The organism is Algoriphagus resistens (genome assembly GCF_001442615.1).
GTDB classification, from domain to species: Bacteria; Bacteroidota; Bacteroidia; order Cytophagales; family Cyclobacteriaceae; genus Algoriphagus; species Algoriphagus resistens.
Genome location: NZ_LMXN01000008.1, coordinates 1 through 23720, shown reverse-complemented (window position 1 = coordinate 23720; position 23720 = coordinate 1). Strand labels below are relative to the sequence as shown.

22 protein-coding genes are annotated in these 23720 nt (G+C 43.0%); 7 read left to right on the top strand and 15 right to left on the bottom strand.

The genetic code is table 11. The annotated features are described in order from the left end of the window. Nucleotides 1–223 precede the first annotated feature (223 nt). The gene (locus tag AS141_RS14800) at nt 224–1129 is read left to right on the top strand and encodes a toprim domain-containing protein (RefSeq protein WP_057938462.1); all 906 of its coding nucleotides are present in this window, start codon (nt 224–226) and stop codon (nt 1127–1129) included. A 238-nt stretch (nt 1130–1367) separates the two neighbouring features. Here the strand turns inward: AS141_RS14800 and AS141_RS14795 are convergent, their stop codons facing one another. Together AS141_RS14795 and AS141_RS14790 are read right to left on the bottom strand one after the other, a co-directional pair. Further along, entirely contained in the window at nt 1368–2789 is a 1422-nt protein-coding gene (locus tag AS141_RS14795) for a sulfatase family protein (RefSeq protein WP_057938461.1), read from the bottom strand. 251 nt (nt 2790–3040) lie between these two features. After that, complete coding sequence (locus tag AS141_RS14790) at nt 3041–4021, bottom strand: GlxA family transcriptional regulator (protein WP_057938460.1); 981 nt, start codon at nt 4019–4021, stop codon at nt 3041–3043. Nucleotides 4022–4140: 119 nt separating this feature from the next. On the opposite strand from AS141_RS14790, the gene AS141_RS14785 reads away from it, so the two are divergent. Genes AS141_RS14785 through AS141_RS14775 form a run of 3 tightly spaced genes read left to right on the top strand, consistent with a single transcriptional unit; the run spans nt 4141 to nt 5876 of the window. Further along, nucleotides 4141–4569 carry an SRPBCC family protein gene (locus AS141_RS14785; protein WP_057938459.1) on the top strand — a complete coding sequence of 143 codons (429 nt, stop codon included), beginning with the start codon at nt 4141–4143 and terminating at the stop codon, nt 4567–4569. Further along, nucleotides 4562–5017, top strand: coding sequence for an SRPBCC family protein (locus AS141_RS14780; RefSeq protein ID WP_057938458.1), 456 nt, complete (start codon nt 4562–4564; stop codon nt 5015–5017). The genes AS141_RS14785 and AS141_RS14780 overlap by 8 nt, the downstream gene beginning before the upstream one ends. Further along, nucleotides 5010–5876 (top strand): VOC family protein, encoded by an 867-nt coding sequence (locus AS141_RS14775; protein ID WP_057938457.1) that lies wholly within the window; start codon nt 5010–5012, stop codon nt 5874–5876. Before AS141_RS14780 ends, AS141_RS14775 begins: the two co-directional genes overlap by 8 nt. A gap of 71 nt (nt 5877–5947) precedes the next feature. Here AS141_RS14775 and AS141_RS14770 read toward each other — a convergent pair whose 3' ends face one another. From AS141_RS14770 to AS141_RS14750, 5 genes are all read right to left on the bottom strand, one after another. Then, nucleotides 5948–7150: an NHL repeat-containing protein gene (locus AS141_RS14770; protein WP_057938456.1), complete on the bottom strand. Its 1203-nt coding sequence runs from the start codon at nt 7148–7150 to the stop codon at nt 5948–5950. A 43-nt stretch (nt 7151–7193) separates the two neighbouring features. Continuing rightward, the gene (locus tag AS141_RS14765) at nt 7194–7847 is read right to left on the bottom strand and encodes a LolA family protein (protein WP_057938455.1); all 654 of its coding nucleotides are present in this window, start codon (nt 7845–7847) and stop codon (nt 7194–7196) included. Nucleotides 7848–7880: 33 nt separating this feature from the next. Beyond that, nucleotides 7881–10379 (bottom strand): FtsK/SpoIIIE family DNA translocase, encoded by a 2499-nt coding sequence (locus AS141_RS14760; RefSeq protein ID WP_057938454.1) that lies wholly within the window; start codon nt 10377–10379, stop codon nt 7881–7883. A 53-nt stretch (nt 10380–10432) separates the two neighbouring features. After that, the gene (locus AS141_RS14755) at nt 10433–11473 is read right to left on the bottom strand and encodes a quinone-dependent dihydroorotate dehydrogenase (protein ID WP_057938453.1); all 1041 of its coding nucleotides are present in this window, start codon (nt 11471–11473) and stop codon (nt 10433–10435) included. 164 nt (nt 11474–11637) lie between these two features. After that, nucleotides 11638–13134: a M28 family peptidase gene (locus AS141_RS14750; protein ID WP_057938452.1), complete on the bottom strand. Its 1497-nt coding sequence runs from the start codon at nt 13132–13134 to the stop codon at nt 11638–11640. 278 nt (nt 13135–13412) lie between these two features. Between AS141_RS14750 and gcvP the strand changes: the two genes are divergently transcribed. Further along, nucleotides 13413–16301, top strand: coding sequence for an aminomethyl-transferring glycine dehydrogenase (gene gcvP / locus AS141_RS14745; RefSeq protein ID WP_057938451.1), 2889 nt, complete (start codon nt 13413–13415; stop codon nt 16299–16301). Between the two features lie 113 nt (nt 16302–16414). On the opposite strand, the gene AS141_RS14740 is transcribed toward gcvP, so the two are convergent. The 3 genes from AS141_RS14740 to AS141_RS14730 form a co-directional block, all read right to left on the bottom strand. Continuing rightward, nucleotides 16415–16726 (bottom strand): DUF3566 domain-containing protein, encoded by a 312-nt coding sequence (locus tag AS141_RS14740; protein WP_057938450.1) that lies wholly within the window; start codon nt 16724–16726, stop codon nt 16415–16417. 101 nt (nt 16727–16827) lie between these two features. Further along, complete coding sequence (gene lipA, locus AS141_RS14735; protein WP_057938449.1) at nt 16828–17706, bottom strand: lipoyl synthase; 879 nt, start codon at nt 17704–17706, stop codon at nt 16828–16830. Between the two features lie 54 nt (nt 17707–17760). After that, nucleotides 17761–18489 (bottom strand): hypothetical protein, encoded by a 729-nt coding sequence (locus tag AS141_RS14730; RefSeq protein WP_057938448.1) that lies wholly within the window; start codon nt 18487–18489, stop codon nt 17761–17763. 70 nt (nt 18490–18559) lie between these two features. On the opposite strand from AS141_RS14730, the gene AS141_RS14725 reads away from it, so the two are divergent. Continuing rightward, nucleotides 18560–18964 carry an OsmC family protein gene (locus AS141_RS14725; protein WP_057938447.1) on the top strand — a complete coding sequence of 135 codons (405 nt, stop codon included), beginning with the start codon at nt 18560–18562 and terminating at the stop codon, nt 18962–18964. Between the two features lie 190 nt (nt 18965–19154). Beyond that, nucleotides 19155–20060, top strand: coding sequence for an L-serine ammonia-lyase, iron-sulfur-dependent, subunit alpha (sdaAA, locus tag AS141_RS14720; protein ID WP_057938446.1), 906 nt, complete (start codon nt 19155–19157; stop codon nt 20058–20060). On the opposite strand, the gene AS141_RS14715 is transcribed toward sdaAA, so the two are convergent. The 5 genes from AS141_RS14715 to AS141_RS27105 form a co-directional block, all read right to left on the bottom strand. After that, a complete protein-coding gene (locus AS141_RS14715) occupies nt 20057–20518 on the bottom strand; it encodes a hypothetical protein (protein ID WP_057938445.1) in 462 nt (153 codons plus the stop codon). The genes sdaAA and AS141_RS14715 overlap by 4 nt on opposite strands. Continuing rightward, nucleotides 20515–21453: a calcium/sodium antiporter gene (locus AS141_RS14710; RefSeq protein WP_057938444.1), complete on the bottom strand. Its 939-nt coding sequence runs from the start codon at nt 21451–21453 to the stop codon at nt 20515–20517. Before AS141_RS14710 ends, AS141_RS14715 begins: the two co-directional genes overlap by 4 nt. A 7-nt stretch (nt 21454–21460) precedes the next feature. Continuing rightward, entirely contained in the window at nt 21461–22105 is a 645-nt protein-coding gene (upp, locus tag AS141_RS14705; RefSeq protein WP_057938443.1) for a uracil phosphoribosyltransferase, read from the bottom strand. A gap of 68 nt (nt 22106–22173) precedes the next feature. Continuing rightward, nucleotides 22174–22782 carry a flotillin domain-containing protein gene (locus AS141_RS27110; protein ID WP_232424928.1) on the bottom strand — a complete coding sequence of 203 codons (609 nt, stop codon included), beginning with the start codon at nt 22780–22782 and terminating at the stop codon, nt 22174–22176. A 101-nt stretch (nt 22783–22883) separates the two neighbouring features. After that, nucleotides 22884–23471, bottom strand: coding sequence for a flotillin family protein (locus AS141_RS27105; protein WP_317043046.1), 588 nt, complete (start codon nt 23469–23471; stop codon nt 22884–22886). Nucleotides 23472–23720 lie beyond the last annotated feature (249 nt).

Sequence of the window (23720 nt, the reverse complement as noted above, 5' to 3'; positions counted from 1 at the left end):
AAATAAAACTAAAAGCTATTTTACCGATTTTAAGCTTAGTTAATATCCTCGATGAGTTAAGGGCAATAGATTACTTGGGATTATGATGCTACTATCGCCGTGACATCCGCTACAGCAGTTGGAACTTGCTTTAATAGCCCAACAGTAGACTTATTCGACGAAAATCGGGAAAGTCCTCCCATTCTTTTATCTTCAAACAATCATTTTTAAAGGATCGTCCAAAATGGATATTGAAAAAGCGAGACGCATACCCTTATCTGATATATTAGAAAGACTGGGTGTTGCACCCAGTAAATCATCTCAAAAGGAGGAATGGTATCTCTCTCCGTTCAGGAATGAGAAAACAGCAAGCCTTCATGTTGATATTGCCAAGAATATCTGGTATGACTTCGGTGAAGATAAAGGCGGTGATAACATAAAATTTGTACGTGAATACCTGGCATCAGTCGGACAGGATTCAACAGTTTCAGCTGCTTTACGCTGGTTGGGCAATAGGGTTGGGGGGGCAACATTGATTGAGCCTATTCCTAAAAGGGGAAAATCTGAAAAAGACACCAAACTGGTTATAAAAAGTGTTCAGCCATTACACCATATTGCGCTTGTCCGTTATTTGAAGTCCCGTGGGATTCCTCTAAAGGTGGCTCAAAAATATGTCAAAGAAGTTTCGGTCTACCATACGGAAAGAAAAAAAGCCTATTTTTCCATAGGCTTTCAAAACGAAGAACAGGGTTATGAATTGCGCAATCCATATTTCAAAGGATGTGTCCGCCCCAAATATCTCAGCTTTATTCGAGGCACAATGACCCAACCTGATGGCATACACATCTTTGAGGGATTTATGGATTTTCTATCTGTTATAACCCAAAGAAAGGGAGAATCCCTGTCGAATGATACGATCGTTCTGAATTCTCTTTCCTGCATGAAACAGGCAACAGAGTTTATCAAAAACTGTGGCTACAGCATCGGGTTTTCATGGCTGGATAATGACACTGCAGGACAAAAGGCCCTTAAAGCAATTGATGCATTTATTAAAAAGGAGGGTATGATCCATAAGCCTAAAAATGACATCTACGCTCCGCACAAGGATGTCAATGCCTGGCACATACACACGCTGGGCTTGACTTTGTAGGAGTGATCACATAAATGCAATAATTTCCGGTCTCTACTTATTTTCCCTCAGCATGATCTTTATGCTGCATGATAGCTGCAGAGACTGTTTCTACTACTACGGAGCCTGTCAGAAATGATCGTCTTTTCGCTGGATTCAAATCCTGTAAATAAATACATAAGAGCAGCTAAGTACCTGCTTCTGTTTGCACAATCCAAAACAGATAAATGTTCGAAAAACCTGTTCTCAGAGAAAAAGCTTACTTGAAAATATAGGGACCACCTGGGGACAGGCTATTATTTCCCTTTTGATCAAATGGGCCGATTTCTCTATCTCCCTGATCTTCCCGCCACTTAGACAGCCTCGTCTTCAAGTCTTTTACTATTTCTTGATAAAGCGGATTAAAAGCCAGATTATTCGTTTCATCAGAGTCTGCCAACATATCGTAAAGTTCCTCCGTCGGATGATTATGGTAACGTTGCAAGACAGCTTTTGCATGTTCATCTAAGTAGGATTTTTCCACCCAGGTTTTCCAGTAACCTTCATTTGGATGGGCTTTATCCATATGTGTAGTGTATTTCACTTCAGGGGCGATATTGAGGATATACTTGTATCGCTTAGTGCGGATCATCCGCATGGGAGATCTATTCATGTCACCATCGCCGGTATGTGAGGCAACTATATATTCCCGGTGTTTATCCGTTTTCCCCAGCAGCAAAGGCAAAAAACTTTTCCCGTCAATCTTGCTTGGTTCTGAAGGGACATTTCCGTTGGTAGCAGCAATTATTGTCGGCAAAAGATCCACTAAAGATACCAACGCATCGGTATCACGACCTTCTTCTATTACACCGGGCCACCTGACCAGGAGCGGGACTTGAATTCCATAATCATACAGACTCCATTTTCCGAATGCCCACTGAGGGCCTTGGTCGCTAGTGAATATGAAGATAGTATTGGTAAGAAGATTTCTGGTTTCCAGAATTTTCATGAGCCTGCCGACATTCCTATCCATTTTTGTGATGTCAGTATAGTATTTTGACCTGGCTGTCCGAGTCTCTTCAGTATCAATATGGATGGTGGGAATCTGCACCTCAGAAGCATTATATTCAGGGCTTTCGGGCCAGAATACATGGGGACTGTGATCATTGACTACTAGCATAAAAGGAGTGTCTGCCTCTTCAGAGGCATCCGAAAGCCAATCGTCTACGGGATCCATGATCAGATCCGTCCAGAGTACTCCGTCTCCTTCATGCCCCGGCTCGGCCACGTTTGTACCATGGACCATCTCAAAAGGATATGCCTCCATTGGACCCAGATGATATTTACCGGCAATGGCTACTTTATACCCTTCACCCCTTAGATAGGCTGGTAGAGTCAGTATGTTTTCCTTTATTCCGGTATGGTTAGCATGTGCGCCGTTCCTGAATGGCATCATGCCTGTATGGATGGATGCTCTGGAAGGAGAGCAGGTAGGGGAACTGGCAAATGCATTTGTAAAAGTAAGTGATTCACTGCCTAGCTTATCGAGATTGGGTGTCTTCACCAGTTGGTTCCCATAAAGTGGAATATCAATTGCACCAAGATCATCTGCGATAAAAAGCACAATGTTAGGTCTCTTCTGGCAATGGGCCTCAGCTATACCCACAAGGAAAGCCATTATCATTAACGGTATATATTTCATATGTTTATAATTTGTCTTTTAAAGGTCATATGGAATCTCACATGCATTATAATCATCTCAGTGTGTGAGGTTCTGCCTCATGCTCGATTTCATGGGGGTTAACTGAGATTTACTTTAGAGATAAGCTGCATATGTTCTCGGTCATTTAATGACAGGTGTTATAGGGTATGGGCAGAGGCAATTTTTTATCTGCGGGGGGCCTACGGTCTTTCCATTTCTTGCAGATAAAGCTATACTTTTCAAAAGGGTGGTTAGTTCAGCCTCGCCCACTTATTATATTTATTTCTGTATTCAATAGGAGTGAGACCAGTGATCTTTTTGAAAGTAGTACGGAATGCTTTCGTATCAGAGTAGCCGACATCAAACATGACTTCTGCAATGTTCTTCATGGTAGTTTCAAAGCTCCGTTTGGCCGCCTCTACTTTTACACGCTGAATATATTCCAGGACTGAGTTATTAGTTACCCGTTTAAATCTTCTCTCAAAACTTCTTCTTCCTACGGCCACCTGATCAGCTAGCACATCTACAGTAATGCGTTCTTCCAGTTTCTTTTCTATGTACTCCTGCGCTTTTTTGACTGCCTCATCCTGATGGGATTTCTGACCTTTGAACATCGAGAAAGCAGTCTGACTGTCCCTGTCTATATCTATTGCGAAATATTTTGCTGTCAAAATCGCTAGTTCACGATCGGCATATTTCTCCACCAGATGCAATAATAAATTCCAATAGGAATTAGCCCCGCCACTGGAATAGATCCCGTTTTCTTCGGTCACGATTGTCCCGTCCTGGATTTCCACCTCCGGATATAGCTCCCGAAATTGATTTGTAAATCCCCAGTGTGTAGAACATTTTTTACCATTCAGTAATCCTGTGGCGGCTAGTAGAAATGCTCCTACACACAATGAGGCGATTTCTGTTCCGACTGCATACTGAGTTATTATCCAAGGAATATAGGCTTCATTTGCTTTTACAGCTTTTTTCATATCTCCGAAAAGGGCGGGAATCACCACAAGATCCGGTGGGGTAGCCGTTGGTAAAAGCTGGTCAGGAAATACCGAATAGCGTTTGTCATTTAATTTTATCTCTGGGCTCAGTCCTACCAGTTCAACATGAAAAAGAGGAGTGCCACCGGATTTGACCAGGAATTCATTGACCGCTGAAAAACAATATTGAGGGTCCGCAATCGCTTGCAAAACAGATTGTTCCGGAACTAGAATAGCAATATTTTTCATAACTTGAATTTAATGTTTCCTGTCGCAATTCGCCCATTATTTGTCTGGATTGAACAGGATGTATCAAAACTGTGCTTGATAGATTTGTTAAGTTAACTTTTGAAACTAAACTAACTACCATGACTACAACTCAAAAAACCAAAATTACTGTGCAAACTACAGTAAATTCACCTATGCAGACTGTCTGGGATTACTTTACTAATCCCAAGCACATCGTAAACTGGAACAATGCCTCACCGGATTGGCACACCACAAGAGCAGAAAATGACCTTCAGCCTGGCGGAAGCTTTACGTCCAGAATGGAAGCCAAAGATGGAAGTACGGGTTTCGATTTTGAAGGTGTATATCAAGAAGTGGAAAAGTATTCTTTTTACTCCTACATCATGGATGATGGGCGCTATGTGGAAGTTTCCTTTAAGAAAGTGCCTGATGGAATAGAAATCGCGGAAACATTTGATGCTGAGACAGCCAACTCCCTAGAAATGCAAGAAAATGGCTGGCAGGCAATTTTAGATAACTTTAAAACCTATACAGAATCCCATGGCTAAACTAGAAAGATTACACTACGAGATCCAAATAGCATGTCCTCCTGCGAAAGTCCATGAGCTCATGCTTGCAAAAGAAACTTACAAAGAATGGACCCACGCCTTTTCGCCCGGTTCTACGTTCATTGGAAACTGGGACGAGGGAAGCAGGATAATTTTTGTGAGTGAAAATGAAAATGAAGGAATGTATGGACGGATTGAGAAAAATGATCCCGGCAAATTCGTAAGTATAGAGCACTTAGGTGAATGGAAGGACGGGAGAGAAGTGGCACCTGACAGTGCTACCTTAAATTGGGTTGGAGCCCATGAAAATTATACGTTCGAAGAGACAGACAGTGGTACCCTACTGAAAGTTGATCTGGATTCTCCAGAAGATTTTTCAGAACAGTTTGATGGAATGTGGCCAAAAGCACTTGATAAACTCAAAGAAATCTGTGAAAAAAATGGATAAGCAGGCAGTCAACTTATTGAACACACCGATTTACCCCTGTTTGTGGTTTGATGGCAATGCAAAGCAAGCAGCTGAATTTTACTGTGCCGTGTTTGCTGATTCGGTGATAGTGGATGAGAACCCAATGGTGGTAACCTTTGAGTCTGCCGGTCAAAAATTTATGTGCCTGAATGGCGGCCCGGATTTTAAATTTACCCCGGCGATTTCCTTTTACACCCCCATCCTGGATGAATCCGAAATTCAGACTGTATGGGATAAGTTGATTGAAAACGGAAGGGCTTTGATGCCTTTGGATTCTTATCCTTGGAGTAAAAAGTATGGCTGGGTTCAGGATAAATTCGGGGTTACCTGGCAGCTGACAATTGACAGGCCAGATTATTCAAACCAAAAATTCATACCTGCCTTGATGTTTTCTGGGGCTAACTTTGGCAGAGCAGAGGAAGCTATCCATTTCTACAGCAGCATCTTCGGCAACTCCACTACTCGCCTGATTTCCAGGTATAGAGCAGACGATCCCAATGGTCAGGATGGTACAATAAACCATGCGCAGTTTGAACTCAGCGGTAAATTGTTCTCGGTAATGGACAGCGTGGTTGTTCACGATTTCGATTTTAACGAAGCACTTTCCTTAGTTGTGGAATGCAGGGATCAGACACAGGTTGATTATTTCTGGGAAAAGTTAGTAGAAGGTGGCCAGGAAAGCCAGTGCGGCTGGTTGAAGGATAAATTTGGTGTTTCTTGGCAAATTGTTCCTGAAATTCTCCATGAATTGCTAGCTGATCCGGATCGGTCGGATCGCGTAATTCAAGCATTCATGAAAATGAAGAAGTTTGATATTGAAAAACTAATAAACGCCTAAAAAAGACTTATAGTTTTTGATTGGCAAAAGTTATCCTGCTTCTCCAGAAGCAGGATTTATTTTTTACCATTCTAAAATGAAATTTCTTCTTTGAGCAGCCTACTTCGATAGACAGTGAAGTCTTCCTGTTCTTCATCTCCCCCGTACTTTTTTATCCACCAGATATCATTTCCTATTATGGAGAAATCATATGGATTCATTTCTGGCAAGCTTAAGGGGATTATGTCTCCCTTCGGAGTCAGCACTACTGTTCTTTTTTTTGTTTCCTCAGATAGCCTCGCTCTCAACTCCCTGGAAGCCTCGCCGGACATTAAAAGGGAAAGGTCACCTTTGTCAGCTGGAGTAGGTTTATAGGTTATCAATAAATCTTTCCCATATTTTTCCAGATTGAGCACTGTTGATGGAGCGGGATTGATTTTGTAATCTGAAATTTTACCGAAACTCACTGCTCCTTTTTCGAATCCTTCACCAGCTACAAATCCAGAAAGATCCAGGTTTGTCTTATCTTTTAAAACTGGCCCATAACCTGACCAATCATAGGTATATAGGATTGGCTCATTTTGAAACATGAGGTATAGCAGCTGAGATTCCCCGTCGTATGTAAATACAGGTCTGAAATCACTGAATAAAAATACATTCCCATTCAGGAATTGGGAACCATCGGGGAATGGTAGGAAGGTTTTAGTTTCCTCCGTTTCAAGATCTGTAAGAATCAGGTTCTTCCTTGTTTTCAAATATTCTGGACCGTATTCGCCAGGTGCCTCTTCGATTATGTCAAGAGAATAAAGCAGGTATTCCTTCCCCTCTTTTTCGATAACTTGATATGATTTGAAATGCGAAAAAGCACTTCCCAAACTCCTTTGGTTTTGGTAAATACCAAAATTTTGTATTACGCTACCGTTTTTCTTAAATACTTTGAGTCCATTCATGATGTCCAAGACCACCAGATTTCCTGCTTTATCCAGTGCTAAATTCCCGCTTGCCATGGAGATAGCACCGGGGACATCACCGGTTTTTTCCCATTGGTCAATTGGATTCCCCTCCCTGTCGAAAACGAATACTTTACCAGATGCCCCATCCTTGAAGATGATATTGTCCTGGTCGGCCGTTTGAAATAAAAAAAGCCGTGCAAGGATATCTTTGACAGTCACCGAGTCGAGTGTCTCCAGTGTATAGTTTGGTAGATCCCCGGAGTGTTTTTCAGTCTGATTTTGCCCAGTCTGACAAGAAAAAATAGCTAAAGGCAGAATATAATAAAGCAGTTTAATCTTCATCTATGTAGTTTTAGGACTACTAGTATAAGAACAAACTAGGAGATTATCTTAAATCAATAACCTCTATTCCCGGGTACTGTTTGGCATCAAACACAAAATAGGAGGCAGGCAGGTTTGCATCGGGTTTTAGGTTTTTGAAGGTGTAAGAAAATATACCTCCCTGACCGTCAAACATTTCCCATCCCAGCAAATCTGAGCTACTCTTGTCAATCATTAGTTTTACCTGCTCGAATGGGGCGTTGTTCTTTTCCGCGATCAGTTCTACCACCTGAGTTGCTTTGCCCTGAAATTGCTTTTCGGCAAGCAATTTATAGCTATATCCTGCTTCATACAGCCTGTAAATATTAGAAGGGGTAAGTTCCCCTTCCATTTCGGAGGCATCGTTTATGGTGACTTCTTTGTAATTATCAGACTGGATGAAAGTCCAGACAGTCTTTCCATCATTGTAAATTTCCTGATCCGGAAGTTTGAGGCGGTATTGCTCTCCTTTTACTGAGATCTCACCGGAATGACGGTCACTTGTGCCTGAAGCATCTTGGAAGGTATAGTCAAAATTTGCGGTGAAGCCGTTCATTTTCTGGAACTTTTGGCTCATGGCATCCAGAACAGTTTTTGCTTTGGGGTCCTTTTGGGCCGAGGCTTCGAATGAGAATAAGAGGGTAAGAAAAAGCGTATAAACTAAGGCGATTTTTTTCATTGAAATGGGCTGTTTGAACTAGTTGAACAGCTTTTACAAACTCTCCAATAACCGTTCCAAACTGGCTTCATCCTGAATAAGCACTTCACGCGCTTTTGAACCTTCAAATGCCCCTACAATGCCTGCCGCTTCCAGTTGATCGATGATTCTGCCCGCTCTGTTATAGCCTAGTTTTAGCTTGCGCTGGATCAAAGAGGTACTTCCCTGCTGATGCATTACCAACAATCTGGCAGCGTCATTGAAAAGTGGGTCCAAATCAGAGAAATCCACATCACCGACAGAGTTATCAGAATCTTCTCCCTCAAATTCAGGAAGTAAATATGCGTCTGAGTAGCCTTTTTGCTCACCGATCCAATCACAAATAGAATCCACCTCCGGTGTATCCAAGAATGCGCACTGAATACGTGTAACTTCAGATCCATGGGATAAAAGCATATCACCCATACCGATTAATTGATCTGCACCACCTGAATCGAGAATGGTTCTACTGTCAATTTTGGAAGTTACCCGGAAGGAAAGCCGAGCTGGGAAATTCGCTTTGATGATACCCGTGATCACGTTGACCGAAGGTCTTTGCGTAGCCACTACCAGGTGGATCCCGATTGCCCTGGCAAGTTGCGCCAGACGTGCAATAGGTCCTTCTATTTCCTTACCTGCGGTCATCATCAGGTCTGCCAATTCATCTATTACCAAGACGATGTATGGCATAAAGCGATGGCCATTGTCAGGGTTAAGCTTTCTTGCGATGAACTTCGCATTATATTCTTTTAAATTCCTGGCACCCGCATCTTTTAGCAAATTGTACCGATTGTCCATCTCGATACAAAGGGAGTTAAGCGTGTAGATTACTTTCTTGGTGTCAGTGATAATAGCCTCTTCGGCTCCCGGGAGTTTGGCTAAGAAATGCCGCTCTATCTTATTGAAAAGTGTTAATTCTACCTTTTTTGGATCTACTAGGACAAACTTCAACTGAGATGGGTGCTTCTTGTAAATTAACGAAGCCAAAATCATGTTTAATCCTACAGACTTACCCTGACCGGTTGCCCCCGCCATGAGTAAGTGGGGCATTTTTGCCAAATCAACAACAAAAACCTCGTTGGAAATAGTTTTTCCTAAAGCAATCGGAAGATCCTTATCTGAGCGCATAAACTTCTCGGTGCCCAAAACTGCCCGTGCCGGAACCAACTCTCTGTTTTTGTTTGGAACTTCTATGCCTATTGTGCCTTTTCCGGGAATTGGAGCAATAATACGAATGCCCAAGGCTGCCAGACTCAAGGCGATATCATCTTCCAGGTTTTTGATTTTGGAAATCTTTACACCCGGTTCAGGGACGATTTCATACAGCGTTACGGTCGGGCCTATCGTTGCTTTGATCTCCTGAATTCCGATCTTGAAATTTTCAAGTGTCTCTACGATCTTATTTTTATTGTCCTCAAGTTCCTGGCGGCTTACCGTAACTTTCTGGACATCGTACTCATTCAAAAGGTCAAGAATGGGATATTTATAGTGGGGTAAATCCAATGTAGGATCATAAGCATCTAGATTTTGCACCTCCTCAGCGGTTTTTTCTTCTCCGGCCGGTTTTACCACCGAAAAGTTTTTTTCCTCAATTTTCTTTTCTGCCCCCCGGTCTACTAGTGGGTCTAGGATATTTAGTTGAGGTACATCGAAAGCAATTTCCTCTTTTTTTGGTTTTGCATTAGACTCAGACTTCAATTCGATTGGAGCTCCCAGTTCGTCATCTTTGATAGTCCATGAGCTACCGTCGTCTTCAATTTCTTCGTCCTCATCAATTTCATAATCCTCTTTGAAAGGATTTTTCACTGGACTTGCGGATACGGTTTCCAGCTCATCCTCGTCCAAATCAGAATCGGGATCAGTAGCTTTACTGCTAAACCAGTCCAATTTGTCAATATCAAAGAAGAATATCACAAAAATGAGCATGGATCCACCAAGCAATATAAAGGTGCCCCAACTTAAGAAATCTGCGGAGAGCTTGGCTAATTCATAGCCAAATCCGCCGGATAGAAAGCTCCAGTAAGAATATCCCTGAATCAGAATTACCAGATACCCCGTAAGCAAACCTAGCCAGAATGTAAAGAAAAGTGCGAATGTGGTGTATCGTACAAGTGAAACCAGAGAGATCTTAAACGCCCACTTGAAACCTAGCAAAAACAAAAACGGAGGAAACAGGAAAGCAGCTATTCCAAACCAGCGATAAATCAGCCAGTTACTGGCCTGTGCTCCGAAGTACCCGAGCCAATTGGTTGATTCTCGGGCTGTCTGGCGAATTGCCTCATTGGGATTATTCATGACCAAACTTTGATCTGCCGGGCCATTCAGAAGGTAGCTGATAAAAGCAATGGATAGAAAAACCGCCGTTGACATCAGCAAAATACCAAGTGTCAGGCTGATCTTAGCAGTATTTATCTTTCCAAAAGAAAAGCTTGGCGCTTTGATGCCTGTGCCTTTCTTTTTGGTTGGTTCCCCTTTTTTTCTAAAAGTATTGGTCCTTGGTGAATTGGTGGCCATGTATGCGATTCAAATCCGATTTAAGATAAGATTAATGAATTTAGATTGACAAATTACTTAGAAAAATGAGTCAATAATCCTTGGTTAATCTTTTTGATCAGCCCAGGTCCCTCATAAATCATGCCCGAGTACACTTGGACCAGGCTGGCTCCAGCCTCGAGTTTTTCTATAGCATCTTCTGCAGAAAATATTCCGCCCACTCCGATGATTGGGAATGCTTTATTTGATTTTTCGGCCAGGTACCTTATTACATCTGTACTTCTTTTTCTCAATACTTTTCCGCTTACTCCACCTGCTCCAATTGCTTCTATTTCTGCTGCCGAAGTGCTCAATTGCGAACGGTTTATTGTGGTGTTGGTCGCTATTACACCATCGATTTTTGTTTCCTGTACGATCTCGATGATATCGTCCAATTGTCCATTTGTCAAGTCAGGTGCGATTTTCAGAAGAATTGGTTTAGGCTTTGCCTTAAGGTCATTTGCATTTTTCACGGCCTGGAGCAAATGTTTCAGCGGCTCTTTTTCCTGCAGATCCCGTAGATTAGGTGTGTTGGGAGAGCTTACATTCACTACAAAATAATCCACATGATCATGTAGGGCTTCCAGGCAAATCAAGTAATCGTCCACCGCATTTTCGTTTGGTGTGACTTTGTTTTTGCCAATATTTCCGCCGATGAGCACGTTTGATTTTCGCCTTTTCAACCGCTCTACGGCATCGTGCACTCCTCCGTTATTGAAGCCCATGCGGTTGATCAGGGATTCGTCTAGCGGAAGCCTGAAAAGCCGTGGCTTTGGGTTTCCTTCTTGGGGTTTTGGGGTCAGCGTGCCTATTTCGATAAAGCCGAAACCGAGCATTGCCATTTCATCAATTACCTTGGCATCCTTGTCAAATCCCGCTGCCAAACCCACAGGATTCTTGAAGTTCAAACCAAAAACTTCCCGTTCTAAACCTTTGTTTTCCACCGAGAAAATCGATTTTACAATCGGGCCGACTAGTGGAAGATTAAATGTTAGCCTGGTGAGAGCTACCGTGAAGTGGTGGGCTTCTTCTGGCTTTTTTAGGAAGAAAAGAGGTTTCAGTAGCGATTTGTACACTGGAAGTTCGGATTGCGTTTGGAATGCAAAGATACCGTTTTATGAAATTTGAGGATGGGGAAATCCTACGAATTTCAAAATTTGTATTTCTTGGCCGTTTTTTGGAAAAGAAAAAGGCTAACAGATTTCTCCATTAGCCTTTACTATTCAATCTGTATAACTCTTTATTTTTCTGTTCTCGTGTTGGTTCCGTCAACAGGAAGTCTTTTGTCTCTGTTTGCCACGTCCCAGGCGGTATAGAAAATCAGTCTGGCTCTTTTCTCCATCAGCGGAAATTCGATTTTGTCCACTGTATCGGTCACCTGGTGATAATCATCGTGCACCCCGTTGAAAAAGAACGCTACCGGGATATTATGCTTTGCAAAGTTGTAATGATCTGATCTGTAATAGAATCTGTTTGGATCGTCCTCAGCGTCATACCTGTAATCCAGGATTAGATCAGAATAGGTGATGTTATTGTATTCCAGGATTTTTTTCAAATCTGTGGATAGCATCTCTGAACCGATCACATAGACGAAATCTGTGTTTTCAGCATCCTGATACTCGTAGTCAATCCTTCCCACCATGTCGATGTTGAAATTCACAACTGTATTCTCCAATGGGAAAATAGGATGATCAGAGTAATATTCAGATCCCAAAAGTCCTTTTTCCTCACCTGTAACATTTAGAAAAAGGATGGATCTTCTTGGTTTGATACCGTCTTTTGCCGCTGCTGCAAAAGCTTCGGCGATTTCGGTGACCGAGACAGTCCCTGATCCATCATCATCAGCACCATTGAACACTTCACCCGTACTGCTCACCCCTACATGGTCGTAGTGGGATGAGATCACCACTAGCTCATCTTTCTTATCAGATCCTTCTAGATAGCCCATTACGTTTGAGCTTTCAATTTCCTTAACATCCTTTTCGACCTGGTAAGTAACTTTTTGAGATTTAATAGACTCAGGATTGGCTTTTGCAGCTTCTTTTAGTTCTTCAACAGGCGTGTCGAATAGTTCAGCCATTTTATCAGAGCTCACCATGAACACTGGCTTTTGTTCTGTTGGCTTTGCAAACCCGACTCTACCTTTGCCCGCTAGACTTTGGTAGCGACCGGCAATACGGTCAAAGTTTGCCTGGCCTTCCATACTTACAATGACGATACCGGCAGCACCTGCATCCAATACTTTGGTCAAGAGGTCATTTGATCTCACGCCTACAGCCCAGATACCCACCAATTTGCCTTTCACGTCAACTCTAGCCAGGTTTTCCTCGGACACTAAACCAAGGAAAACAAGATCGGTCTTTGCTGCTTTCTTCATGTCTGCGTCCCCGATGAAAACAAAATCTTTATTGTTCTCCAGTTTGTTTTTACCGACTTTCAAAGAAACCTCCCCGAAAGAAGAACTAACCAGTTCCACCGGCTGAAGGTAGCTTCCATCAACTGGTCCGGACAAACCGATTTTTTTGTAAAAATCAGCAAGGTAATTTGCAGCTACTTTTTGTTCCTCTGATCCGGTGTCTCTTCCCTTCATCTCATCTGAAGCCAGGTAAGTAAGACGTTCTTTGAGGTCTCCGGCAGTAATTGTATTGGCGTACTTCACCTGGGCAGGCTGCTGTGCCAACGACGGTAGTGCAAAGCCCAGAGCCATTGCGCCCGTCAATAACAGACTTTTATTCATCAGTTTATAGTTAGGTTTTTTTAGATCTAAAGATGAAATGGTCAATTAGCGCACTGGAAATCACATCTGCGTACAATCGACCGTTTCAATCTTTTTGAATTTCAGGCGCTAAACTAGAGAAATTTTCTGCCCTACAATAAACCGTTTATATATTTTGACTTAGCTCAATGGAAATAATAGGGCACATGAAAACATTATCTTTCAATATATTGTACCTTTGCACCTTGAAAAATCAGCGAGTTTCAAACCCAAATAGTTTATCGTCTTAACGTTCTTATATGAAGATCAATCTTTCTAATGCTGTCAAATTTGAGAGCAGACACAATGGCCCGACAGATACAGAGATCTCAGCAATGCTGGAGAAAATCGGCGCCTCATCTTTAGAGGAATTAATCAATCAAACTGTACCGAAATCTATCCAATTGGATCGTCCATTGGATCTGCCTGCGGCAAAGCTTGAATCGGAATTTTTGAAGGATTTCAAAAAACTCGCTTCTAAAAATAAAGTATTCAAGTCTTTCATAGGCTTAGGGTATTATGACACATTGGTGCCTGGAGTGATCTTGAGAAACGTACTGGAGAATCCGGGATGGTACACTGCTTATACTCCGTATCAGGCCGAAATCGCCCAAGGCAGATTAGAAGCTTTGATCAATTTCCAGACAGTGGTAATGGAACTGACGGGGATGGAGCTTGCAAATGCTTCTCTTCTGGATGAGGGAACAGCTGCGGCGGAGGCGATGAACATGCTTTACGCTGTAAAGCCCCGGGAGAAAAAGAATGCAATAAAATTCTTTGTGGATGAAAAAGTGTTTCCCCAGACTAAAGCTGTATTGGAGACAAGAGCCGAGCCAGTTGGGATTGAACTGGTTTTTGGATCAATAGATTCATTGGACCTGACTGATGAAAATTTATTTGGTGTATTGTTCCAATATCCTGACGCGGACGGTGAAGCTAGAGATTACGCTGCTATCGTAGCTGCGGCTAAGGAAAATAACGTCACAACTGCTTTTGCTGCAGACCTTCTGGCATTGACCCTTTTGACTGCTCCGGGAGAAATGGGTGCAGATGTAGTTATTGGTTCCTCCCAGCGTTTTGGCGTGCCAATGGGGTATGGTGGGCCACATGCGGGGTTTTTTGCAACCAAGGAAGCTTATAAGCGCCAGATTCCTGGAAGGATCATCGGGGTTTCCCAAGACCGTGAAGGCAACAAAGCATATAGAATGGCTTTGCAAACGCGCGAGCAACACATAAAGAGAGAAAAAGCCACCTCAAATATTTGTACTGCGCAGGTACTCCTGGCAGTGATGGCGAGTTTTTATGCAGTTTATCACGGTCCGAAAGGACTGAAAAATATTGCGCTAAGAACGCATGGACTGGCTAAACTTACTGCAAAAGCACTAGCGCAACTGGGATATGAGATTTCTTCCAAAAACTACTTCGATACCATTAAAGTAGGGATAGAGTCAAAGTCGCTAAATGCCATTCAGTCATTGGCTTTGTCCTCAAAAATGAACTTCCGTTACGATTACGATACAGTATTCCTGACCTTTGATGAGGCCAAAACTTTGCAGGATGTAGCATCAGTAGTTGAAGTTTTTGCAAAAACAAAGGGATTGGCAACTCCGGATTTGTCAGCTTTGGCTTCCGAAATAGAACTGGAATTGCCAGAAGAACTGGTAAGAACGTCTGAGTATTTGACCCATCCTGTATTTAATAATTTCCAGAGCGAGCACGAAATGCTTCGCTACATCAAGCGACTTGAGAATAAAGATTTGTCATTGGTTCACTCCATGATTTCTCTTGGATCTTGTACGATGAAGCTAAACGCTACGGCGGAAATGATTCCTGTGACTTGGCCTGAGTTTGGTCAGATCCATCCATTTGCCCCAACCGACCAGACCGCAGGATATCAGGAATTATTTGCAAACTTGAGACACTGGTTGAATGAAATCACAGGTTTTGCTGATACATCCCTTCAGCCGAACTCAGGGGCACAAGGGGAATTTGCTGGTTTGATGGTCATTCGTGCCTATCACCAGAGCAGAGGGGATCATCACAGAAATGTTGCTTTGATCCCTACTTCCGCACATGGAACAAATCCTGCTTCGGCGGTGATGGCCGGGATGAAAGTGGTATTGGTGAAATGTGACGAGAAAGGAAACATCGACATCGAAGACCTACGATCCAAAGCCACTACCCATGCAGATGAGCTATCAGCGCTTCTGGTGACTTATCCTTCTACGCACGGGGTATTTGAAGTAGCGATTCAGGAAATCTGCCAGATCATTCACGAGAACGGTGGGCAGGTGTACATGGATGGGGCGAATATGAATGCTCAGGTAGGATTGACCAGCCCTGGAAGAATCGGAGCTGACGTCTGTCACCTGAACCTTCACAAGACCTTCTGTATACCTCACGGCGGAGGTGGACCTGGCATGGGGCCGATCTGTGTTGCAAGTCACTTGGCGCCATTCCTTCCTGGTAACCCTGTGGTTAAAGCAGGTGGAGAGCAAGCAGTTTCTTCGATCTCTGCTGCTCCTTACGGAAGCGCTAGCATCTTACCAATCTCTTATGCTTACATCGCAATGATGGGCGGAGATGGCCTGAAGAATGCAACGAAAATGGCCATCCTAAATGCGAACTACATCAAGGAAAGATTGAAGGATCATTTCCCTATTCTTTATACAGGAACCCAGGGAAGGGCAGCTCATGAGATGATCGTGGATTGCAGAGCGTTTAAAGAAGTGGGTGTGGAAGTGGAAGATATTGCAAAACGATTGATGGATTATGGATACCATGCGCCAACTGTTTCTTTCCCTGTAGCAGGCACGTTGATGATAGAGCCTACTGAATCTGAGACTAAAGCTGAGTTGGATAAATTCTGTGATGCGCTGCTTTCTATCCGCGCTGAGATCCAGGAAATCGAGGATGGTGTAGCAGACAAAATAGAAAATGTTTTGAAAAATGCGCCACATACTGCAACTATGGTGTTGACTGATGATTGGAACTTGCCATATTCCAGAGAGAAAGCTGTTTACCCGCTTAGCTACGTGAAAGAGAATAAGTTCTGGCCAAGTGTACGTAGAATTGATTCGGCGTTCGGGGACAGAAACTTAATCTGTAGCTGTATTCCGGTGGAAGATTACGCTAGCGAAGAAGCTTAATCTTTAAGAAAGAGAAAAAAAGAGGAAAAAGAGGCTGTCAATTTTTGGCAGCCTCTTTTTTTGCCATAAAGCGCGAAGCTTATGCAAAGATCGTGGCCGTCCTGCTTCTGTTTTTAAAGAATCGGGATTTCATTCTCTTTGGAAAGCTGGATTTCCAAGCCTCCAATTTTTGAGGCGACAAAATTATAAATGACAGCGCCCAATGCTCCAATAACGAAACCCATTATCCCATAGATAATAGGAAATACAATTGCCATCCCGATCCCCATTCCTGCCCCAAATGAAGACATTTCATCTCCCATGAGACCTGAGAATGCCGATAAAAACAGGGCATAAAAGATACCTATTACAAATCCCAGGATACCCAGTGTCAGCCCATAGATTTTAGCAGCGGAGGAAACTCCAATTCTTTCAATTTTTACCATTGGTTTAAAAGTTAGTGTGAAGATGATGTTTTAAATTATTAAAAATTTAGACATAAAAAAAGCACGCCCGAAAGCGTGCTATAATTTTATTTACATCATACCTAGACATTTACATGTCTCTCGGCATGGTAAGAGGATCTTACCAAAGGCCCTGACTCTACATATTTCAAGCCTCTGGCCAATCCTTCTTCCCTGTATTCGGCGAATAGATCCGGATGTATGAATTCGGCTACTTCTATGTGCATTTTGGTAGGCTGAAGATATTGTCCCAGTGTAAGGATATCACAGCCGTGTTCTGCCAGGTCATCCATAGCTTTGAAAACCTCTTCTTTCTTCTCTCCCAAGCCCAGCATTATGCCTGTTTTTGTTCTCTTGCCATACTCCTTGGTCAATTTCGTTTGTTCCAAGGACCGTGCATATTTCGCCTGGGGGCGAACTCTTCTGTAAAGACTTTCCACTGTTTCCATATTGTGGGAAACTACTTCCTGACCTCCGCTGATCATTCTATACAATGCATCCCAGTTTGATTTTACATCTGGGATCAGTGTTTCTATTGTAGTGGAAGGTGAAAGTTCCTTAGTCTGAATTACTGTTTGATACCAGATTTCAGCTCCTTTGTCTTTCAGCTCATCTCTGTTTACAGAGGTCAATACCGCATGTTTTACGCCCATAAGCTTGATGGCCTCAGCTACTCTTCTTGGCTCATCTGTATCATACTCCGGAGGACGGCCAGTGGCTACAGCGCAAAATGAACAAGAGCGGGTACAGACATTCCCTAAAATCATAAAAGTTGCTGTGCCAGCTCCCCAACATTCGCCCATATTTGGGCAATTGCCACTTTCGCAAATGGTATGGAGCTTATGCTCATCCACAAGCTTGCGGACTTTGGCATATTCTTTTCCTACAGGAAGTTTTACTCTAAGCCAATCTGGCTTTTTTCTTCGGGTAGCTTCTTCGGAAATTACGGGTAATTCGATCATTGATTTCTGATTTGATACAAAGGTAAGTCAGCAGCGCACAAAACCCAAGTTGACTTATTGCCGGAACCCGTAGAAGAAAGTAAAGTAGGCCGATTGGAATAGCTGTCTGTTTTCTGTAGTCGGGATCAGCGGGATTTCTTTGGTAAAACCTTCGAGCATGTATCCAAGTTCCAATCCTGTCGCATTTGAGCGAAAAACTCCAAATTCAAATGACAGTGCCGCCTTTAGATTGCCACCAAAAGCAAATTCTGATTGTCCTAAACCTTCAAAAAGTCTACCTGTACCTAAAATATTAAACCGACTTTGATGAATTTGCGGATCGTATTGCTCACTGACAGTTTCTACACGATTTACCGCATATTCAATGTAATAGGGAGCAATCAAACCAAACGATGGGCCGACTGCGGCTAATGCGGAAACCTGCACACCTTGGTTAGGAGCTTTTTTGAAAAGAACTATTTCACGGCCATATTGAGGTCTGATCGAATAGAGGTAATTGGACTTTCCGAAAATATAGCTGTTGCCAAGGACTGTATTGTAGCGTATCTCTTTTGGATTTTTGACATTGGAGAATTCCAGAGCCCAGAAGCTAAACTGAGTGTCGTCTATTCGTGTTCCTGCTTTGAATACAAAACCACCTATTAAGCCTCCATTGGTGTTTTTATTGATCCCAAACATATACTCTTTATCATATTCATAGTTTCCAATGTCCTCTCTTTGGGCAAAAGATTCAATGGATAAGGAAAGGAGCAAAAGCGATAAGATGAATTTCAGCTTGTTCATTCGAATTGGTCAAAAATATAGCCCTATTTTTGGGTGTTGGTATTTTAACTGATTTTAAAAATAAGAGTTTATGTCCACTATAAAAAGTTCATATTTAGGGAATTTGAGAACGGAATCAGAACACCTGCAGTCAGGGGTGAAAATCCTGACAGATGCCCCTGTAGATAATAACGGAAAAGGGGAAGCGTTTTCTCCGACAGACTTGGTCGCCAGTGCTTTAGGGAGTTGTATGATGACGATTATGGGAATTGTGGCCAACAGAGATTCCGTCCCTTTGGAAGGATTGACCTGGAGCGTCACCAAAGTAATGCAGGCTTCTCCCAGAAAAATAAGTGAAATCATTGTTGATTTTCACTGGGAAAATCCGGTAAATGATAGTGCGATGATCCAAAAATTGAAGAATGCAGCGAAGACTTGTCCAGTGGCATTGAGCCTAGACCCAGAGATTAAGCAGACCTTAACGTTTGATTTCTGAGTAAATATTTAGCTCGAATAAATGTCCTTCCATGAGTGAATGACAAAAGCGATCTAAGATTTGTTAGAGGCTATCAAGGATGCTACATACCTGAAAGCTGGAGTCTACGGTCTTCAAGCTCTGTAATCAAAGAGGTTGAGGTAGCTGATATAAATCCAACCTAATACTATAGAATATAACCCCATCTATTATGAGCTATTTATTTGAATCCTTCGCGGGCTGGAAGAGCTATTGTGAAGAGAAGAATACCTCCCTACCTGAGTCTGTGATCGCGTATGAAGTCGATCAGAAAAGTGGCACAGCAGATAAAATCAAAGTTGGGCTTCTTCAGGCTTATACTGTCATGAAAGATGCTGTGAAAACCGGTCTGGAAGAGGATATGACCTCTCGTTCTGGAATGATCAACAATGGAGCAAAGAAAGTTTTCAACCACCCCTTATCAGTGCTTTCCCCTGAGTTTCAGAAATTGATTTCGCGTGCTTTAGCGGCTAAAGAAGTTAATTCATGCATGGGAAGAGTGGTAGCTGCCCCGACGGCCGGTGCAAGCGGGATTCTTCCGGGGACGCTGGTCACACTTCAGGAAATTCACGGATTGAGTGACGGGCAAATTGTTGACGGGCTATTGGTGGGTGCCGGGATTGCTTTGATTATTGAAGAAAAGGCGAGTTTGGCTGGTGCTGTAGGCGGATGCCAAGCCGAAACAGGTTCAGCGGCCGCGATGGCTTCCGGGGCGATTGTCTATTGCTTGGGAGGAACTACAGACCAGGTTTTCAATGCCGTTGCGGTTACTATTCAGTGTATGTTGGGATTGGTCTGTGACCCGGTGGCAGGATTGGTCGAGGTGCCCTGTGTGGTCCGGAATGCGAGTGCCGCAGCCATTGCCTTCAGCTCTGCACAAATAGCCTTGGCCAATGTAAGTGCGGTCATTCCTGTGGATGAGTGCGTGGAGGCAATGGGAGAGGTAGGGGCTTCTATGGAAAGCAGGTATAAGGAAACGGCAATGGGAGGCTTGGCTGCTACGTTGACAGGGCAGGCTATCGCTGAGCGTGTGTTGATAAAGGATATTGAAATCTTACCTGATGAGGAATTAGATTAGAGAAGTGAATTTTGAAGGAAAGGTACCGACAAAATCTTGTCAATACTCAAGCTGATGACTACCGCCCAAAGACATGCACTCCACAGCATGTGGATGTAAATGTGACTTTTCTTGACACCAAAAGATACCATGATCAGTGTGCCGCCAATGGGGGTCAATACTAGTGGTGTAAAGAAAGCAATTCCAATTTCCCCATATTTTCTCCAAAGATGGACAATTCTTCTGCTCTTTTTGGAAAAAATAAGTCTGGGTTTTTTTTGAAAATTCCCTTTAAGAAGTGCCTTGATTTTTGATCCCAGTAAGGTGAAAATCGTTACACTGGTCATCATTCCTGCGACAGTAACCAGCGCATTTACCAATACACTGTAACCTGCCGCAGACCCTAATAATGGGCCAGCAAGAAATTTGAACCAACAAAGAAAGTAGATTCCCAGAAGTGTTAGGATGTTTTCAATCATAGCAGGAAATACAGGTAGGCACCATAGCTTAGCAAGAGCAGAGAGCCTTCAACTTTTGAAACCTGCATCTTCGTACGCATCAACGCGAATAAGAGGATAGTAATTCCAAGCATCCATAAAAAATCAGAATCAATAAATGCCTGCGATACGCCAATTGGCTTAATGATCGCTGTGAGGCCAATAATGGATAGAATATTCATGATATTACTACCAAGAATATTGCCTAGTGCCAAATCTGTTCGTTTGGACAAAGCAGCTATCACGGATGTGATTAGCTCAGGCAAGCTTGTGCCAATAGCAATAATAGTCACGCCTATTATACGTTCTGAAACTCCAAACTCTCTGGATATTTTCACCGCATTGGTGACCAATAGCTCTGACCCGAAATATAAACCCAATACACCGCCTAGGAACAGGGCAATGGAGGCAAACCAAGAGTAGTTTTTTACCTGCTCGATTTCTTCCTCTACTTCGGTATTGTCTATTAAGTCCGCTCCGGGACTTTTGAAAAGAAATACGTTAAATACAATGAACAATCCGAACAGCAAGACGCCCTCCCATAATCCAATGAAGCCATTATAGCTTAAGCCATAGAAAAGTATGGATACAAGCAAGGTGATGAGGTAATCAATCCGGATATGACTTTTTCTGATAAGAATAGGATAAAATATCCCGCTTATCCCGAGCACCAGGGCGATATTGGCAATATTGGAGCCGATTACATTTCCAATAGCAATATCGCTGTTCCCTTTAAGGGCAGCATTCACACTAACCAGAAGTTCCGGTGCCGAAGTGCCAAATGCAACTACAGTCATCCCAATCAGTCCGGCACTCATGCCAAGCTTTACAGCCATTGCCGAAGCGCCGTCTACTAATATTTTTCCTCCATAAAGAAGAATTACCAAACCAAGAAATAATAGGAAATAAGGGAGCATGTAATAATTAAAGTTTTGGGCCAAAAGCAAGATCTCCGGCATCGCCTAGTCCAGGGACGATGTAGGATTGGTGATTTAGTTTTTCGTCAATTGCGCCAAGCCAAAGTGAGTAGGGGCAGGTAACGTTTTCTTTGAGATACTTAATTCCCTCTGGCGCTGCTATGACTGCAGCTATATGGATGTGCTTGGGTGTACCATGCGAAAGTATCGTTTGTATGGATTCGACGAGTGATTTGCCGGTAGCTAGCATGGGGTCAGCCAGAATGATAATTCTCTCCTCTACAGTTGGGCTGGCGTGGTATCCCAGTTGAACCGTGATTTCTCCTGGCTGACTCTCATCCCGAAAAGCTCCGATAAATCCACTCCCAGCCTGATCAAAATAATTTAAGAAACCATTGTAAAATGGTAATGATGCTCTCATTACTGAGATGATTATGGGTTGTTCATTTAGCGTGAGAGTGGAAGTTGAGGTAAGTGGAGTCTCAATTTCCTCTGAAACATAGTCGAATGATTTTGAAATTTCATAGGCCATTATTTCACCCATTCGCTCCAAATTTCTCCGAAAGCGCATTCGGTCACCCTGAATACGGATGTCTCTCATCTCTCGCAGAAAGCGATTTGCTATAGATGGCGTGTCAGATAGAACAAACATGTTGCGAAGATAAAATAAAAACCTGGCTCTTTGGAACCAGGTTTTTTAAATGCTTGTACAAGTTGTTATTACTCTTCAGATTTTGGTTCTTCTTTTGCTTGAAACGGCTTTTCTAAGTCTTCGCTTTTCAAATAAGCAGGAAGGTTCAAACCCGCCATGTTGAATAATTCATTAAGTGGGGGGACTGTCTTCATCATTCCGGAGACAAAGTTAGCTGTGGATCCGTTTCCATTTTCGCCTTGGCCTGAATCCCAAACGGTGATTTTATTGATCTTGATATTTTTCACTGCTTCTACTTGTGTTTTTACCAATTCAGGCAGTTTCTCAATCAAGAGTAACTGGAATGCTTTGGTAGGATCTCCTCCTGCAGCACTTACCACCTCTCGGTAACCTTCTGCCTGTTTTGTCAATATTTCAAAGAGCCCTTTTGCTTCTGCTTCCATCTTGGCATAAATGGCATCCGCTTCGCCTTTTGCCTGTTTTCTGATCCGCTCTGCTTCGGCCTGGGCATCGATGATCGCCCGTTGTTTTGCAATCTCTGCAGGTATCACCACATTGGCATTCTGAGTGGAGCGTTCTCTTTCTGCCCTGGCAGTTTCTGCTTTTTGTTCCGCCAGATAGGCTTCTTCTAAAGCCCTTGCACTTTGGACTTTTTCCGAAGCAAGCGCAATCCTCAATGCCTCTGCTTCTTTTTCTCTCCGTTGTGCATCCGACTGGGCAATGGAGATCTTGGCCTCGTTTTTCCTTTTGATCGCAATGGCATTCGCCTCCGATGTTTTTACACGGGTGTCTCGCTGCGCTTCGGCCTTACCGATACTTTCGTCTTTTTCCGCTTCAGCAATGCTGACTTCCCTGTTTTGTTGGTTATCGCTATTTTTACATCTCTATCACGTTGTTTATCAGTGATCTGCACATCTTTTTCGCGGTCAGCAATAGCTTTTCCGGTTTTACCGATTTTCTCTTGCTCAGCGACGGAGATTTTGGCTTCGTTGATTGCCTTGGCGGCAGCTTCTTTTCCGAGGGCCTCAATGTAGCCCGACTCGTCTTTGATATCCGTTAAGTTGACGTTTATCAGTTTCAGACCGATTTTCTTGAGCTCGCTGTCCACATTCTTGGAGATACTTTCGAGAAATTTATCTCTATCGGAATTAATCTCTTCAATGGTCATTGTCGCAATAACCAAACGCAACTGGCCAAACAGAATATCTTTTGAAAGTTCCTGTATTTGCTCGTGGGCCAAGCCAAGTAAATGCTCAGCAGCGGTGTTCATCGTGTCTGTATCTGTAGAAATAGCAATCGTAAACCTACAGGGTACGTCCACCCGAATATTCTGACGGCTTAGTGCATTGGTCAGATTCGCTTCTATGGAAATTGGTTTTAAATCCAGATAGGCATAATCATGGATTACAGGCCATGTGAATTACCCACCCCCGGCACAGAGCCGATGGGTTGAGCCTCGGGGGTCATAGACTCGCCCAATGGCAACGCCTCATCCCGTTTTTGTTTTGTGTCCGACTGCATCCCACAACCAGACAATACTTTTATGCCCTGTGTTAAGATGTTCTCCTATGTTGAAAACCAAGAAAAACAGCTAAAATTTCACATACTTTTTCAG